Here is a 14,815-nt window from a genome sequence, read left to right as displayed (position 1 = left end):
GAAACTCACCCTCCACTCGCATTCCAACGCCGAAACAACGGCTCCGCCAGAAACAGCACGAACAACAATCGCATTACTTGCAACGCCGTCACCAGCGGTACCGACAGTTGCAGCGTCTCCGCCGTCAGGCTCATCTCCGCAATGCCGCCCGGCATCATCCCCAAGGTCAGCGAGCGCAGGTCCAGGTGCGTCAGCAGGCTCAATGCCCACGCCGCGCCTGCGGCGATCAGCATGCACAACCCGGTGGCCAGCAAGGTGCGCCCGAGGAACGACGGTGCCCGGCGGAAGAACGCCCGGTTGAAGTGGCAGGCCAGGCCGCTGCCGATCAACCACTGGCCGATCTGGCTGGCGCCGTTGGGCAGGCCGATCTGCAGATTGCCGGCAAGGCTCACCGTGGCGGCCACCAGCAACGGCCCGAACAGCCATGGGTTGGGTTGGCGCAGGCGTTGCCAGATCAGCCCCACGACCACGCCCAGTGGCGCGATCAAGGCCAGCCAGCCCCAGCTGACACTGCCCGCATGATTCGGCGGTACGCCATCGCCCAGCAGCAGCTTGAACAGCGCCGGCACGCACAGCACCACCGCCAGCACCCGCAAGCTCTGCGCCGCCGCCACCTGGCTGAGCACCGCACCGTTGCGGGCGCCCAGGTTGACCATTTCCCCCGAGCCGCCCGGCATGCTGGCGAAGAACGCCGTGGCGCGGTCCTCGCCGGTGCGCCGCAGCAGCCACACGCTGATCACGCTGGACAGGGTGGTGAACAACGCGCCGAAGAAGATCAGCGCGAAGTGGTCGGCGACCTGCTCGATCACCGCCGGGGTGAAGTGCAGGCCGATGCCGATGCCGATGATCCACTGCCCGCACTTGCGGCCATTGGGGATTTCGCTGAGCTGCCAGGGGGTCAGGCAGCGCACCAGGATGATCGCCAGCAATGAGCCGACCATCCACGGCAAAGGCCAGCCGACCTTGCTGGCGGCGAAACCGCCAGCAAGACCGACCAGCCCGGTGGCCCAAAACAGGGGCAGCGACCGATCAGGCATCCGCCATGGCCCGGCGCTGCAGGGCACGTTTGCGCCAGATGCGCAGCAGCGGCAGGCTGAGCATCAGCACCGTCAGTACCCATACCGACATGCTGATCGGGCTCGACCAGAGGATGCCCAGTTCACCGTTGGAGATCGACAGTGCGCGGCGCAGGTTCTGCTCCATCAGGCCACCCAGGATGAAACCGAGCAGGATCGGCGACAGTGGGAAGTCCAGCTTGCGCAGGATGTAGCCCATGATGCCGATGCCGACCATCAGGAACAGGTCGAAGGTGGTGGCATGCACGGCGTACACGCCGATCGCGGTGATGATCGCGATCACCGGTACCAGCGCCCAGTTCGGCACGGCGAGGATGCGGGTGAAGATGCGGATCATCGGGATGTTGAGGATCACCAGCATGATGTTGGCGATGAACAGCGAGGCGATCAGGCCCCAGACGATGTCCGGCTGTTGCTCGAACAGCAGCGGGCCGGGGGTGATGTTGTACAGGGTCAGCGCGCCGATCATCACGGCGGTGGTGCCAGAGCCCGGTACGCCCAGGGTCAGCATCGGTACCAGGGCACCGCAGCAGGAGGCGCCGATGGCGGTTTCCGGGGCGGCCAGGCCACGGGCGTCGCCCTTGCCGAACTTGCCTTTTTCACCGGCGATGCGTTTTTCGGTCATGTAGGCCACGGCGCTGGCGAGGGTGGCGCCGGCGCCGGGCAGCACGCCCATGACGAAGCCGAGCAGGCCGCAGCGCACATTGACCGCGAACACCGAGGCTGCTTCCTTGAGGTTGAACAGCATGCGCCCGGTTGCCTTGACTGCCACGTGGCCGTGGTGGGTCTTTTCCAGCAGCAGGAGGATTTCGCTGATGGAGAACAGGCCCAGCACCAGCACCACGAACTGGATGCCGTCGGCCAGGTGCACGCTGTCACCGGTGAAGCGGTACACGCCGCTGTTGGCGTCGATACCCACCGCCGACAGGAACAGGCCGATCAGCGCGGCGATGAAGGTCTTCAACGGCTTGTCGCCGGCCATACCGCCGAGGGCGACGATGGCGAACACCATCAGCACGAAGTATTCCGCCGGGCCGAAGGCGATCGCCCATTTCGCCAGCAGCGGGGCGAACAGCACCATGCCGCAGGTGGCGATGAAGGCACCGATGAACGAACTCCACGCCGACAGCGACAGCGCCACACCAGCCAGGCCCTGGCGGGCCATGGGGTAGCCGTCGAGGGTGGTCATCACGGTGGAGGCTTCACCGGGGATGTTCAGTAGGATCGAACTGATGCGCCCGCCGTACTCGCAGCCCAGGTACACCGCGGCCAGCAGGATCAGCGCCGACTCGGGCGGCAGGCCCAGGGCGAAGGCGATGGGGATCAGCAGGGCCACGCCGTTGATCGGGCCCAGGCCCGGCAGCAGGCCGACCACGGTGCCGATCAGCGTGCCGGTGAGGGCGGTGACCAGGTTGTAAGGGCTCAGGGCGACGCCGAAGCCCTGGCCGAGGTAGCTCAAGGTATCCATGTGTCAGTTCTCCAGTACGCTCAGCAGGCCAAGGGGCAGGGGCACGTCCATCACGCGGTCGAACAGCCAGTAGAGGAATACGCTCATGCCCACCACCACGATGGCGCTGTGCAGCCAGCGCCCGCCATACAGGCGGGCCATGGGGATGCCGACCAGCACGGCGCTGAGGATGAAGCCCAGGGTTTCGAAGGTGCTGGCGAACACCAGCAGCAGGCCGACGCAGGCGCTGATCTTGATCAGGGTTTCGCGGTCCAGCTCCGGTTCGTCGTCCTTGCGCACGATCGGGGTGGGGCGGATGGCGAGGTACAGCAGGCCCAGGCCCATCAGGCCGAGCATCAGCAGCGGGTAGGCGCGCGGGCCTACTGGTTCATAGGAGAACGCGGCCTGGTAGGGCCAGGCCATCACGGCCAGGATGGCGCATATCGCCAGCAAGAACAGGGCGAAGATACGTTGCAGGATCATGGAAGAATCCTCGGTGGTAATGGGCATAACGCGGACCCTTGTAGGAGCGGCCTTGTGTCGCGATAGGGCCGCATGGCGGCCCCAGGATTTCAGCGGCGACGCTTGAATCGCTGGGGCTGCTTCGCAGCCCTTTCGCGGCACAAGGCCGCTCCTACAGGGATCGGGTAGCGTGCTCGTTACTGGATCAACCCGAACTCACGGGCCAGCGCCTTGTAATCGGCCACCTGCTTCTTCACGTAGCCGTCCAGCTCTTCACCGGTCATGGCGAAGGGGAACAGCTCGCGCTGGTCACGCAGCTTGGCGAAGTCTTCCGAGGCCAGCATCTTGTCGAACGAGGCCTTCCACCAGGCGTAGTCCTCGTCGCTGACCTTCGGCCCCAGGTAGAAGCCGCGCACCACCGGCCAGACGATGTCGTAGCCCTGCTCCTTGGCGGTGGGGATGTCCTTCATTTCCGGCTCGTCCAGGCGCTTTTCGGAGAACACCGCGAGGATGCGCATGTTGCCGGCCTGGATGTGCGGCATGGAGTCGGAGATATCGGTGGAGCCGACCTGGATGTGCCCGCCCAGCAAGGCGGTGGCGATCTCGCCGCCGCCCTCCAGGGCCACGTAGCGCAGGTCGCGCGGGTTGATGCCGGCGGCCTTGGCGATCAGGGCGGTCTGCATCCAGTCCTGGCTGCCGACGGTGCCGCCGGAGCCGATCACCACCTTGCTCGGGTCTTTCTTAAGCGCCGCGACCAGGTCGTCGAGGGTCTTGTAGGGCGAATCGTTCTTCACTGCGATGGCGCCATAGCTGGTGCCGACCGCCGCCAGCCATTTCACCGCGTTCTCGTCGAAGCGGCCGAACTTGCCCTGGGCAAGGTTGAGCAGTGAGCCGCTGGACCAGGCCACCAGGGTGCCGGCATCGCCTGGCCGCTGGGCAACCACGGCGTTATAGGCCACCGCGCCGACACCACCAGGCATGTAGGTCACGCGCATCGGCTTGCTGAGGATCTTCTCTTCCACCAGGGCGCTTTGCACCAGCTTGCAGGTCAGGTCGAAACCACCGCCCGGCGAGGCCGGGGCGATACATTCGGGGCGTTTCGGTTCAGCGGCCAGGGCGTTGCCGGCCAGCAGCAGGCAACCGGTGGCGAGGGCGAGGCGGCGCAGTGAAAAGGTCATCGTCTTTCTCCGTGAGCATTGTTGTTATGGATTACCACAGAGCCACGCTGTAGCTCACCAGCAGCCGCACCTCGTCCGCGTCGCGGGCGAAGTTGGAGCGGAAGGTGGCGTTGCGCAGGCGCACGGCGACGTTCTTCAACGGGCCGCTTTGTACCACGTACTTGAACTCGGTGTTGCGTTCCCACTCCTTGCCCTCGCTGCCATCGGCGCGGTTGACGTTGTCACCGTTGATGTAGCGGGTCATGAAGGTCAGGCCGGGGATGCCCAGGGCGGCGAAGTTGTAGTCGTAGCGCGCTTGCCAGGAGCGCTCGTCGGCGCCGGCGAAGTCGTTGATCTGCACGAAGTTGACGAGGTAGGGGTCGGCACCGTCGACGTAGGGGAAGGCGCTGTCGCCACTCAGTTGCTGCCAGCCGGCGCTGAGCTTGTGCCCGCCCAGGCCATAGCTGAGCATGCCACTGAAGGTGGTGTTGTCGATGCGCCCGGCCTTGGCCTGGCCGGCCTCGTCGCTCACCGCCAGGCGCAGGTCGGCGCCGAAAGTGCCCGGGCCCCAGGGCTGGGTGGCGAGCATGCCGATGAAGTGCTGACGGTAGATGTCGTCGAGCTGGGCGAAGTGGTAGCTGCCAGTGATGCGGTCGGTGAACTTGTAGTCCAGGCCCGCCAGGTCGAGGTTGTCGGCGCTGAAGCTGCCACCGAAACGGCCGTTCTTGTTGTTGAGGGCCAGGTCTTCCCAGTTGGTATCGTTGCGGTCCTTGGCCTTGTCCAGGCGCCCGCCGGTGAAGGTCAGGCCCTTGATTTCGTTGGAGGTGACCAGGCCGCCTTCGAAGGTTTGCGGCAGGATGCGCCCGTCGTTGGGCTGCAGGGTGGGCAGTTCGGGGATCAGGGTGCCGATCTTCAGTTCGGTCTTCGAGACTTTCACCTTGCCGGTGAGGCCGAGCTTGGAGTACTCGTCGGCGGCCTTGCCGTCGTCATGGGTGGGCAGCAGGCCGGTGTCGGTGCGGTCGGGGCTGGAGTCGAGCTTGACCCCGAGCATGCCCAGCGCGTCCAGGCCGAAGCCGACGGTGCCTTCGGTGTAGCCGGACTCGAAGTTGAGCATGAAACCCTGGGCCCATTCGTCGCGCTTGGATTGCTGCGCGCTGGTGCCATCGCGAAAGTCGCGGTTGAAGTACATGTTGCGGGTTTCGAAGGTGGCCGTGCTGTCTTCGAAGAAGGCGGCCTGGCTCAGGGGCGCGACACCGGCAAGGGCGAAGGCGCTGGCGAGGGCGGAAGGTCGTGCGGCGAAGGAACGGGTAGGCGCGAACGCCTGCGGCTGCGAAGACAGCATCGTCGATGACTCCATTTATTGTTCTTATGAGTTGCACCTTGCTGGTGCTTTTTGCGGCGCGTGGGGCGACCGTGGTGCGATGCTAGGCAATCAACCTTTCGCTAACCTTTCAGCGTGAAAGGTTTACCGCCAGGGCTTCACAGGCCCGGTGACGGCGGTACACTCCGCGCAAAAAGCCCTGCCCGGGCTGGGAGAATCCGATGCGTGTGCTGCTGGTCGAAGACCACCTGCAACTGGCCGAGAGCGTGGCCCAGGCCCTCAAGAGCCAAGGGCTGACCGTGGATGTGCTGCACGATGGCGTGGCCGCCGACCTGGCCCTGGCCAGCGAAGACTATGCCGTGGCGGTGCTCGATGTCGGGCTGCCGCGCCTGGATGGTTTCGAGGTGCTGGCGCGCCTGCGCGGGCGCGGCAAGACCTTGCCAGTGCTGATGCTCACCGCGCGCAGCGATGTGAAAGACCGGGTGCACGGGCTGAACCTGGGTGCCGACGATTACCTGGCCAAGCCGTTCGAGCTGAGTGAGCTGGAGGCGCGGGTCAAGGCCTTGCTGCGTCGCAGCGTGCTCGGCGGCGAGCGCCAGCAGCGCTGCGGCCCGCTGGTCTACGACCTCGACACCCGTCGCTTCAGTCTGGAAAGCGAGCCGTTGACCTTGACCCAGCGCGAACAAAGCGTGCTCGAGGCGTTGATCGCCCGCCCGGGGCGGGTGATGAGCAAGGAGCAGCTGGCCGCCCAGGTGTTTGGCCTGGACGAGGAGGCCAGCCCCGACGCCATCGAGATCTACATCCACCGCCTGCGCAAGAAGCTCGACGGCCACCCGGTGGCCATCGTCACCTTCCGTGGCCTGGGCTACCTGCTCGAGCATCGCGATGCGTGACAACGGCAGCCTGCGCGGGCGCTTGCTGGGCAATCTAGCCTTGCTGTTGGTGGTGCTGATGCTGGCCAGCGGCCTGAGCGCCTACTGGAACGGCCGCGAGGCCGCCGACACCGCCTACGACCGTACCCTGCTGGCCTCGGCGCGAACCATCGCCGCCGGCCTGTCGCAGCGCGATGGCACCCTCAGCGCCGATGTGCCCTACGTGGCCCTGGACACCTTCGCCTACGACAGTGCCGGGCGCATCTACTACCAGGTGCTGGACATCCACCAGAAGCTGATTTCCGGCTACGAGCACCTGCCGCCCCCTCCGCCCGGCACGCCGCGCACTGACGACTACCCCGCCTTGGCGCGCTTCTACGACGCGACCTACCAAGGTCAGGACGTGCGTGTGGTAAGCCTGCTCAAGGCGGTGAGCGAGCCGAACATGAACGGCATGGCCGAGATCCGCGTGGCCGAGACCGAAGAGGCGCGGGTGCGCATGGCCCGTGGGCTGATGGCCGACACCCTGCTGCGCCTGGGCATGCTGGCGCTGGGCGCGCTGGTGCTGGTGTGGTTCGCCGTCAGCGCCGCCCTGCGCCCGCTGGAACGCTTGCGCACGGCGGTGGAGGAGCGCCAGCCGGACGACCTGCGTGCCTTGCCGGTGGTGCAGGTACAGCGGGAGCTGGGGCCGCTGGTGCGGGCACTTGACCACTTCACCGAGCGCCTGCGCGGGCAGTTCGAGCGCCAGGCGCAATTTATCGCCGATGCCGCCCACGAGCTGCGCACGCCACTGGCGGCGCTCAAGGCGCGGATCGAACTGGGGCGGCGCTCGCAGGCGCCGGAGCAATGGCGCGAGACCCTGGACGCCGCCGCCCAGGGCACCGACCGCCTGACCCACCTGGCCAACCAGCTGCTGTCGCTGGCGCGGGTGGAGAATGGCGCCCGGGCCATCGCCGAAGGTGGCGCGCAGCGCCTGGATTTGAGCCAACTGGCCCGCGAGCTGGGCATGGCCATGGCACCGTTGGCCCATGCCCGTGGCGTGTCGTTGGCGCTGGAGGCCGAGGCGCCGGTGTGGCTCAAGGGCGAGCCGACGCTGCTCAACGAGCTGCTCAGCAACCTGGTGGACAACGCCCTGGCCCATACCCCGCCTGGTGGGGATGTGGTGCTGCGGGTGCTGGCGCCAGCGGTGCTGGAGGTGGAAGATGACGGGCCGGGTATCCCCGAAGAAGAGCGTGAGCGGGTGTTCGAGCGCTTCTACCGGCGCAGCGCCCAGGGTAGCGGGTTGGGGTTGGCGATCGTCGGTGAGATCTGCCGGGCGCACCTGGCGCAGATCAGCCTGCATGACGGCGAGCGCGGTGGGTTGAAGGTGCGGGTGAGTTTCATCGCCGATTGATCGACAGCCTCATCGCGGGTCAAGCCCGCTCCCACACCGTGCGTGGGAGCGGGCTTGACCCGCGATCGGCCATCCTAGTCAACGCAACATGTTTCGTGCTTCCAGCAGCTCGGCGACATCCAGTTCAGTCCCGTAGGGCAGCCCCAAATGACGGTAGGCGGGCAGGGCGGCCAATGGCCGGCTGCGCCCGCGCTGGCTGATGCAGCGGGCGATCTGCACCACGTCGATGTAGTCGATCTGGTCGGTGCGCCGATCCAGGTCTTGCACTTGGCCAGGCAACTTGACCAACTGCTCGGGGAACTCCCAGGCGCTGAGGATCTTGTCGCCCAGCGCCGGCTGGATCTGCTCGATCACGTAATGCAGACAGACTGGGTCCGAGATCAGTTCGTTGTGCTCTTCGGCATAGATCAGCACGGGCAGTGCGCCGATCTGGTGAACCAGGCCGCCGAGGGTGGCCTGGTCGGGCTTGAGTTGGGTGAACCTGCGGCAGATTTCGTAACTGATACCTGCCACTTCCAGGCTGTTGGCCCAGATATCGCGCAGTTTCTGTTCAACCGCCGGCGCCCGGGCATGGAAGATCTGTTCGATCACCAGGCCGATGGCCAGGTTGCAGCTGTAGTTGATGCCCAGGCGGGTGATGGCGGTGTGCAGGTCGGTGACTTCGACGGCGGCACGTAGCAGCGGGCTGTTGACCACCTTGATCAGTCGCGCCGACAAGGCAGCATCGCGGCCGATCACCTTGCTCAGGGCGGCCACGCTGATTTCGCTGTCTTCGGCGGCTTCGCGGATGCTCAGGGCGACTTCCGGAAGCGTCGGCAGCACCAGGTCGTCGTTGTCGATGGCTGCGAGCAATTGCCCTTGGACCATCTCGGCCAGCTTGTTCATGGACTTCTCTACCGCAAAGGTGGTGCGGCCCCGCCAGCGTGACGGGGCGGGCTGGTCAGCGTTGGATTTCCCGATCGCGGTCCAGTTCGTAAGGCAGGTCGAGCAGCGTCAGGCGTGGGCCTTCGAGGTTGCCCAGGTGCAGGTTGTCGTCGGCCACGGCGTCGGCGCTGAGCACAGCCAGCAGCTCGACGCCGTGGCCCGCGCTGGCGGCGATCACCACTTCACCGACCGACGAGCCGTGGGTGGGCGAGAAGATCTCGGCACCGGGTGCCGGCACGTCGTGCTGTTCAAGTGCCAGCCGGTACTGACGGCGCTTGAGCTTGCCCAGGTACTGCATGCGCGCGACGATTTCCTGCCCGGTGTAGCAACCCTTCTTGAAACTCACCCCGTCGACGGCTTGCAGGTTGATCATCTGCGGGATGAACAGCTCGCGGGTCGGGCCCATGACCTGGCCGATGCCGGCGCGGACCTGGCCCAGCAGCCAATCATTGAGCGTGCCTTGGGCGAGGCTGGCGGCCAGTTGCCCGTGCACACTGTCGGCCCGGTCGGCAGGTACCCACAATTCCACGCGCCCGGCGGACACGGTGACGGCGATCAGGCCCTCATGACGAATGGTAGCGCCGGCCTCGTCGGACACTGTCACGCCCAGGCCTTGCAAGGCTGTCTCACCTTGTTGCACACCAAAGCGTACCCAGGCAGCACTTTCGTCGCTGAGGGTGGCTTTGGAGAATACGGCGTACTTCTTGAGGTCGGCCAGTTGCGCCTCGAGCAGTTCGCTGGCCATGGCCAGCAGGTAGCCGTTGCCTTCGGGGAGAATGCGGAAACTCGACTGCATGCGGCCCTTGACCATGCAACGGGCGCCAAGGCTGGCGTGCTCATTGCTGAGGTAATTGATGTTGCAGGTCAGTTGGCCTTGCAGGAACTTGCCGGCGTCGGAGCCGCGCACGGCGAGGATGCCCTCGTGGGCGAGCGTACAGAAGAAAGCGGAATCGGCCATGGGTCATCGCGGTAGCTAGAGACTGGCGGCCATCATAGAACGCCGGTAACAAAATAGGTAGGTGACTAGACCAACGCCCGGTGTCGCTTCGCGCGTCGCGCGGTATACTGCGCGACCATTCGAGGAGGGCCCCATGGTCGAACAAACTGAACTCAACCGGCTTTTCTGGCACAGCCGCCGCGGCATGCTGGAACTGGACGTGCTGCTGGTACCTTTCACCCAGGAGGTCTACCCCAGCCTGAGCGAAGCCGACCGTGAACTCTATGTTCGCCTGCTGAGCTGCGAAGACCAGGACATGTTCGGCTGGTTCATGGAACGCACCGAATCGGAAGACCCTGAACTGCAGCGCATGGTCCGCATCATCCTGGACCGTGTCCAGCCCAAGTGAAGTCTTCGAGTGCCGTTGGCAGGGTTCGCGCCTGCTGCTGACGGCCTACCTCGCCAGCCTGGCGTTGGCGATCATCACCCTCGCCGCCGTCGCCATGCCGCTGTGGCTGCGCGGGTCGATACTTGCGGCCTGCATCGCCCATGCATCCTGGGCCATTCCTCGTCGTATTCTGCTGACGCATCCCGAAGCGATAACAGGTTTGCGCCGCGATAGCCGTGGCTGGCAGTTGTTCAGCCGTGCGCAGGGGTGGCAGCCCGTGCAGCTGTGCCGGGACAGCCTGGCGTTGCCGGGGCTGGTGGTGCTCCGATTTGTCCGCAAGGGGCGCTGGTGGGCACAAAGCCAATGTATCGCGCGGGATGCGCTGGGCCACGAGCAGCATCGGCGGCTACGGGTCCGGCTGAAGTTCAGCCGGCGCCGGTGGGCTGAAGTGTCTGCCCCCTGATTCGAAATCGCGCCGTGGCCTTCGCGGGTAAACCCGCTCCCACAGGGCCTTCGCTGCACCTGTGGGAGCGGGTTTACCCGCGAAGGCCACGGCGCCGATTCAGAGTGGGCTCAAGACGGTATCCACGGACTCGGGCAGCATGCCTGGATAGTCGAGGGTGTAATGCAGCCCCCGGCTTTCCTTGCGCTGCATCGCCGAGCGGATCATCAGCTCGGCCACCTGGGCCAGGTTGCGCAGCTCGATCAGGTCGCGGCTGACCTTGTAGTTGCTGTAGAACTCGTCTATCTCGTCCAGCAGCATGCGTACGCGGTGCTCGGCGCGTTGCAGGCGCTTGGTGGTGCGCACGATCCCCACGTAGTCCCACATGAAGCGGCGCAGTTCGTCCCAGTTGTGGGCGATGATCACGTCCTCGTCGGAGTCGGTGACCTGGCTGGCATCCCAGCAGGGCAGGGCGCGCGGCATGTTCACCTGGTCGAGGTGCGCCTCGATGTCGGCGGCGGCGGCGCGGCCGTAGACGAAACATTCGAGCAGCGAGTTGCTGGCCATGCGGTTGGCACCGTGCAGGCCGGTGAAGCTGGTTTCGCCAATGGCGTACAGGCCAGGCACGTCGGTGTGACCGCGGTCGTCGACCATCACCCCGCCGCAGGTGTAGTGGGCCGCCGGCACCACCGGGATCGGTTGGCGGGTGATGTCGATGCCGAAGGTGAGGCAGCGCTCGTAGACGGTGGGGAAGTGGCTCTTGATGAACTCGGCCGGCTTGTGGCTGATGTCCAGGTACACACAGTCAACGCCCAGGCGCTTCATTTCGTGGTCGATGGCGCGGGCGACGATATCGCGCGGGGCCAGTTCTTCGCGCGGGTCGAAGCGTGGCATGAAGCGTTCGCCGTTGGGCAGGCGCAACAACGCACCCTCGCCGCGCAGGGCCTCGGTGACCAGGAAACTCTTGGCTTGCGGGTGGTACAGGCACGTGGGGTGGAACTGGTTGAACTCCAGGTTCGCCACCCGGCAGCCAGCGCGCCATGCCATGGCGATACCGTCGCCGCAGGCGCCGTCGGGGTTGCTGGTATAGAGGTAGACCTTGGCCGCGCCGCCCGTGGCCAGCACGGTGAAGCGGGCGCCGAAGGTGTCGACTTCGCCGGTGTTGCGGTCCAGTACGTAGGCGCCCAGGCAGCGGTCGCCGTCCAGGCCCAGGCGACGCTCGGTGATCAGATCGACCGCCACGCGTTGCTCCAGCAGTTCGATGTTCGGGCGCTGGCGCGCCTGGTCCAGCAGGGTCTTGAAGATCGCTGCACCGGTGGCGTCGGCGGCATGGATGATGCGCCGATGGCTGTGGCCGCCCTCACGGGTGAGGTGGAACTCGAAACCGCCGTCGTCGACGCTGTAGTGTTCGTCACGGGTGAACGGCACCCCTTGCTCGATCAGCCACTCGATGGCTTCGCGGCTGTGCTCGACGGTGAAACGCACGGCGTCTTCATGGCACAAGCCGCCGCCAGCGTTGAGGGTGTCCTCGACGTGGGACTGCACGGTATCGGTGTTGTCGAGCACCGCGGCGACACCGCCCTGGGCCCAGAAGGTCGAACCATTGGCCAGGTCGCCTTTGCTCAGCACGGCGATGCGCAGGTGGCCAGGGAGGTTCAGTGCCAGGCTGAGACCGGCGGCACCACTGCCGATCACCAGGACATCATGTTGGAATTGTTGGCTCATGTCGGGACACTAGTAATCTTTGGAGGGGGCGCGGCACAATAGTCGAGCGCAGATGGCATTGTGAAACTATCGTGAAACTTGGCCGGGATGCCTTTATAGCAGGCACGAGGGCCTGATTTCCAATGGCGCTTGCGACGTTGGAACGATCTTTTTGGGAACTTTCCGGCACCCCGGGAAATCCTAAGAAGGCTGCCCGCACGCCACATTTTGCCGCGGCGACGCAGGCAGCGGCTCTATCTTGGGCTGACACCTGCGTAATGAAACCAGAATATCGACGTAGCCGGCCGTGACCGCGCTGCGTCTTCCGTGCGAGCCGACCAAGGGCCGCAGGAAACTTGCTTGGAGGGGAGAACTTTTGCGCAAAGCCCGAGTCTATGGTTGCAAGCCTGAACGATGGCTAATGCAACGCTCCTTCGAGTTCACCGAGGAGTGTTCATGCTAACCCAGGAAGAGGATCAGCAGCTTGTCGAGCGCGTTCAGCGCGGAGACAGGCGAGCGTTCGATCTGTTGGTGCTGAAGTACCAGCACAAGATTCTCGGGTTGATCGTGCGTTTTGTACACGACACCCATGAAGCGCAGGACGTAGCGCAGGAAGCCTTCATCAAGGCCTACCGGGCGCTCGGTAACTTCCGCGGCGACAGTGCGTTTTACACGTGGCTGTACCGCATCGCCATCAACACGGCGAAGAACTACCTGGTGTCCCGCGGCAGGCGGCCACCAGACAGCGATGTGAGCTCCGAGGATGCGGAGTTTTACGACGGCGATCACGGTCTCAAGGATCTCGAGTCCCCAGAGCGCGCGTTGTTGCGGGATGAAATCGAAGGCACTGTCCATCGCACCATCCAGCAACTCCCGGAAGACCTGCGTACGGCATTGACGCTGCGCGAGTTCGATGGACTGAGTTACGAAGACATTGCCAGTGTCATGCAATGTCCAGTGGGTACCGTGCGCTCTCGAATTTTCCGCGCTCGGGAGGCCATAGACAAAGCCCTGCAACCGTTGTTGCAGGAAACCTGAGACAGCGGCGACAGCCAAGAGAGGAACCGCCATGAGTCGTGAAGCTTTGCAGGAATCGCTGTCCGCGGTGATGGATAACGAAGCGGACGAATTGGAACTGCGTCGGGTGCTTAGTGCCGTCGACGATGCCGAAACCCGTGCCACCTGGTCGCGTTACCAGGTAGCCCGTGCAGCCATGCACAAGGAATTGCTGCTGCCCAAGCTGGACATCGCTTCGGCGGTATCCGCCGCATTGGCCGACGAGGCCGTACCGGCCAAGGTCAAGCAGGGCCCATGGCGCAGTATTGGCCGCCTGGCCGTGGCCGCTTCGGTCACCGTTGCGGTGCTGGCCGGCGTACGCTTCTACAACCAGGACGAAATCACTGGCGCCGAGCTGGCTTCCCAGCAACCTGCACAGCAGGGGCTGAGCATGCCTCAGGCTCAAGGCCCGGCCGTTCTGGCAGGCTATAGTGAAAGCAGCGAACAACCGACCGGGCCGATGGCCAACGGTGTGCTGCAGAACCAGGCCGGCTGGGATCAGCGTCTGCCAGGCTACCTGCGCCAGCATGCCCAGGAATCCGCGCTCAAGGGCACCGAGACCGCTCTGCCTTACGCCCGCGCCGCCAGCCTGGAAAACCGCTAGTAAGGAGGCACATGCGCGCGCTACCTCTCGTGTCGCTGCTGCTTGGCAGCAGCCTGACCGTGCAGGCCCTGGCAGCCAACTCTTCGCCCGAGGCGAGTGGTTGGCTGAGCAAGCTGGCACGGGCCGAGCAAGAGCAGAGTTACCAGGGCTCTTTCGTCTACGAACGTAACGGCAGCTTCTCCACCCACGATATCTGGCATCGCGTCCAGGACGGCAAGGTCAGCGAGCGTTTGCTTCAGCTCGATGGCGCTGCCCAGGAAATCGTGCGTGTCGATGGCAAGGTGCAATGCGTCAGTGGCGCCCTGGTGAGTGGCGTAGGTACGCCGCCAGACTCGACAGCGCGTGTGCTCGATCCCCTGAAGTTGATGAGCTGGTACGACTTGAGTGTGGCAGGCAAGTCACGCGTCGCCGGGCGTGATGCCGTGATCGTCACGCTCACCCCCCGTGACCAGCACCGCTACGCTTTCGAATTGCATCTGGACACCAAGACCGGCCTGCCCCTGCGCTCGTTGATGCTCAACGACAAAGGCCAGTTGCTCGAACGCTTCCAGATGACTCGCCTGGACACCGACGACCTGCCGACCGACGCCGATCTGAGCGCCAGCAGTGCGTGCAGACCGGTGGAACGAACCGCGGCGACTGCCTCCGAAACGGTCGCTGGCTGGCGCTCCGACTGGTTGCCGCCAGGTTTCGAGCTGGTCAACAGCCATGTTCGTCGCGACCCGCAGCGTAAAAGCATGGTCACCAGCCTGATGTACGACGATGGTTTGGCACGTTTCTCTGTGTTCCTTGAGCCAATCGGCAGCGATTCAGGGACCGACACCCGCACCCAGCTCGGCCCCACCGTCGCGGTTTCACGGCACCTCAATACGCCCAAGGGAAAGGTGATGGTCACCGTGGTCGGCGAGATCCCGCTGGGTACCGCCGAGCGAGTGGCCCTGTCGATGCGTGCCCAGGATGTCCAGGCCAAACAATGATGTCAGGCCGCGCTTTGACAGCTTCTGTTACACAGTGCTGACATGAATTTCAGGC

General features: G+C 65.0%; 15 protein-coding genes. 7 read left to right on the top strand and 8 right to left on the bottom strand.

Features of this window, described 5'->3' with window-relative positions:
* Positions 1 to 5: 5 nt before the first annotated feature.
* From IX761_RS16005 to IX761_RS15985, 5 genes are all read right to left on the bottom strand, one after another.
* The gene (locus IX761_RS16005) at positions 6 to 1,037 is read right to left on the bottom strand and encodes an AbrB family transcriptional regulator (protein WP_194790542.1); all 1,032 of its coding nucleotides are present in this window, start codon (positions 1,035 to 1,037) and stop codon (positions 6 to 8) included.
* A complete protein-coding gene (locus tag IX761_RS16000) occupies positions 1,030 to 2,544 on the bottom strand; it encodes a tripartite tricarboxylate transporter permease (protein ID WP_194790541.1) in 1,515 nt (504 codons plus the stop codon). The genes IX761_RS16005 and IX761_RS16000 overlap by 8 nt, the downstream gene beginning before the upstream one ends.
* A 3-nt stretch (positions 2,545 to 2,547) precedes the next feature.
* Entirely contained in the window at positions 2,548 to 3,006 is a 459-nt protein-coding gene (locus tag IX761_RS15995; RefSeq protein WP_194790540.1) for a tripartite tricarboxylate transporter TctB family protein, read from the bottom strand.
* A gap of 176 nt (positions 3,007 to 3,182) precedes the next feature.
* On the bottom strand, positions 3,183 to 4,163 hold the full coding sequence (locus IX761_RS15990; RefSeq protein WP_194790539.1) for a Bug family tripartite tricarboxylate transporter substrate binding protein: 981 nt from the start codon (positions 4,161 to 4,163) through the stop codon (positions 3,183 to 3,185).
* A gap of 31 nt (positions 4,164 to 4,194) precedes the next feature.
* Positions 4,195 to 5,484, bottom strand: a complete 1,290-nt coding sequence (locus IX761_RS15985; protein ID WP_194790538.1) for an OprD family porin — start codon at positions 5,482 to 5,484, stop codon at positions 4,195 to 4,197.
* Positions 5,485 to 5,684: 200 nt separating this feature from the next.
* Here IX761_RS15985 and IX761_RS15980 point away from each other — a divergent pair, with 200 nt between their 5' ends.
* Positions 5,685 to 6,356 (top strand): response regulator, encoded by a 672-nt coding sequence (locus tag IX761_RS15980; protein ID WP_194790537.1) that lies wholly within the window; start codon positions 5,685 to 5,687, stop codon positions 6,354 to 6,356.
* On the top strand, positions 6,349 to 7,728 hold the full coding sequence (locus tag IX761_RS15975; RefSeq protein WP_194790536.1) for a sensor histidine kinase: 1,380 nt from the start codon (positions 6,349 to 6,351) through the stop codon (positions 7,726 to 7,728). The genes IX761_RS15980 and IX761_RS15975 overlap by 8 nt, the downstream gene beginning before the upstream one ends.
* A 78-nt stretch (positions 7,729 to 7,806) precedes the next feature.
* On the opposite strand, the gene IX761_RS15970 is transcribed toward IX761_RS15975, so the two are convergent.
* Together IX761_RS15970 and IX761_RS15965 are read right to left on the bottom strand one after the other, a co-directional pair.
* Positions 7,807 to 8,613, bottom strand: coding sequence for an HDOD domain-containing protein (locus IX761_RS15970; protein WP_194790535.1), 807 nt, complete (start codon positions 8,611 to 8,613; stop codon positions 7,807 to 7,809).
* Positions 8,614 to 8,668: 55 nt separating this feature from the next.
* Entirely contained in the window at positions 8,669 to 9,610 is a 942-nt protein-coding gene (locus IX761_RS15965; RefSeq protein WP_194790534.1) for a YgfZ/GcvT domain-containing protein, read from the bottom strand.
* Positions 9,611 to 9,743: 133 nt separating this feature from the next.
* Here IX761_RS15965 and IX761_RS15960 point away from each other — a divergent pair, with 133 nt between their 5' ends.
* Positions 9,744 to 9,998 carry a succinate dehydrogenase assembly factor 2 gene (locus IX761_RS15960; protein ID WP_054899398.1) on the top strand — a complete coding sequence of 85 codons (255 nt, stop codon included), beginning with the start codon at positions 9,744 to 9,746 and terminating at the stop codon, positions 9,996 to 9,998.
* Positions 9,982 to 10,440 carry a protein YgfX gene (locus IX761_RS15955; protein ID WP_194790533.1) on the top strand — a complete coding sequence of 153 codons (459 nt, stop codon included), beginning with the start codon at positions 9,982 to 9,984 and terminating at the stop codon, positions 10,438 to 10,440. The genes IX761_RS15960 and IX761_RS15955 overlap by 17 nt, the downstream gene beginning before the upstream one ends.
* Positions 10,441 to 10,539: 99 nt before the next feature.
* Here IX761_RS15955 and nadB read toward each other — a convergent pair whose 3' ends face one another.
* Positions 10,540 to 12,144: an L-aspartate oxidase gene (nadB, locus tag IX761_RS15950; RefSeq protein WP_194790532.1), complete on the bottom strand. Its 1,605-nt coding sequence runs from the start codon at positions 12,142 to 12,144 to the stop codon at positions 10,540 to 10,542.
* Between the two features lie 435 nt (positions 12,145 to 12,579).
* On the opposite strand from nadB, the gene rpoE reads away from it, so the two are divergent.
* From rpoE to IX761_RS15935, 3 genes are read left to right on the top strand one after another with little or no spacing between them, the layout of a single operon-like run.
* Positions 12,580 to 13,161, top strand: a complete 582-nt coding sequence (rpoE, locus tag IX761_RS15945) for an RNA polymerase sigma factor RpoE (RefSeq protein ID WP_010220971.1) — start codon at positions 12,580 to 12,582, stop codon at positions 13,159 to 13,161.
* Positions 13,162 to 13,192: 31 nt separating this feature from the next.
* Positions 13,193 to 13,783: a sigma-E factor negative regulatory protein gene (locus IX761_RS15940; protein WP_194790531.1), complete on the top strand. Its 591-nt coding sequence runs from the start codon at positions 13,193 to 13,195 to the stop codon at positions 13,781 to 13,783.
* 11 nt (positions 13,784 to 13,794) lie between these two features.
* On the top strand, positions 13,795 to 14,760 hold the full coding sequence (locus tag IX761_RS15935) for a MucB/RseB C-terminal domain-containing protein (RefSeq protein WP_194790530.1): 966 nt from the start codon (positions 13,795 to 13,797) through the stop codon (positions 14,758 to 14,760).
* The last annotated feature ends 55 nt before the right edge of the window (positions 14,761 to 14,815 follow it).

Source organism: Pseudomonas sp. UFMG81 (genome assembly GCF_015354575.1).
Lineage (GTDB): Bacteria > Pseudomonadota > Gammaproteobacteria > Pseudomonadales > Pseudomonadaceae > Aquipseudomonas.
Note: the sequence above shows the minus strand (reverse complement) of the source record. Positions and strands in the feature narration are given on the sequence as shown.

Bases quoted from the DNA above. Each gene is read 5' to 3' on its own strand.
- IX761_RS16005 (WP_194790542.1), bottom strand. From the start codon at position 1,037: ATGCCTGATCGGTCGCTGCCCCTGTTTTGGGCCACCGGGCTGGTCGGT.
- IX761_RS16000 (WP_194790541.1), bottom strand. From the start codon at position 2,544: ATGGATACCTTGAGCTACCTCGGCCAGGGCTTCGGCGTCGCCCTGAGC.
- IX761_RS15995 (WP_194790540.1), bottom strand. From the start codon at position 3,006: ATGATCCTGCAACGTATCTTCGCCCTGTTCTTGCTGGCGATATGCGCC.
- IX761_RS15990 (WP_194790539.1), bottom strand. From the start codon at position 4,163: ATGACCTTTTCACTGCGCCGCCTCGCCCTCGCCACCGGTTGCCTGCTG.
- IX761_RS15985 (WP_194790538.1), bottom strand. From the start codon at position 5,484: ATGCTGTCTTCGCAGCCGCAGGCGTTCGCGCCTACCCGTTCCTTCGCC.
- IX761_RS15980 (WP_194790537.1), top strand. From the start codon at position 5,685: ATGCGTGTGCTGCTGGTCGAAGACCACCTGCAACTGGCCGAGAGCGTG.
- IX761_RS15975 (WP_194790536.1), top strand. From the start codon at position 6,349: ATGCGTGACAACGGCAGCCTGCGCGGGCGCTTGCTGGGCAATCTAGCC.
- IX761_RS15970 (WP_194790535.1), bottom strand. From the start codon at position 8,613: ATGAACAAGCTGGCCGAGATGGTCCAAGGGCAATTGCTCGCAGCCATC.
- IX761_RS15965 (WP_194790534.1), bottom strand. From the start codon at position 9,610: ATGGCCGATTCCGCTTTCTTCTGTACGCTCGCCCACGAGGGCATCCTC.
- IX761_RS15960 (WP_054899398.1), top strand. From the start codon at position 9,744: ATGGTCGAACAAACTGAACTCAACCGGCTTTTCTGGCACAGCCGCCGC.
- nadB (WP_194790532.1), bottom strand. From the start codon at position 12,144: ATGAGCCAACAATTCCAACATGATGTCCTGGTGATCGGCAGTGGTGCC.
- rpoE (WP_010220971.1), top strand. From the start codon at position 12,580: ATGCTAACCCAGGAAGAGGATCAGCAGCTTGTCGAGCGCGTTCAGCGC.
- IX761_RS15940 (WP_194790531.1), top strand. From the start codon at position 13,193: ATGAGTCGTGAAGCTTTGCAGGAATCGCTGTCCGCGGTGATGGATAAC.
- IX761_RS15935 (WP_194790530.1), top strand. From the start codon at position 13,795: ATGCGCGCGCTACCTCTCGTGTCGCTGCTGCTTGGCAGCAGCCTGACC.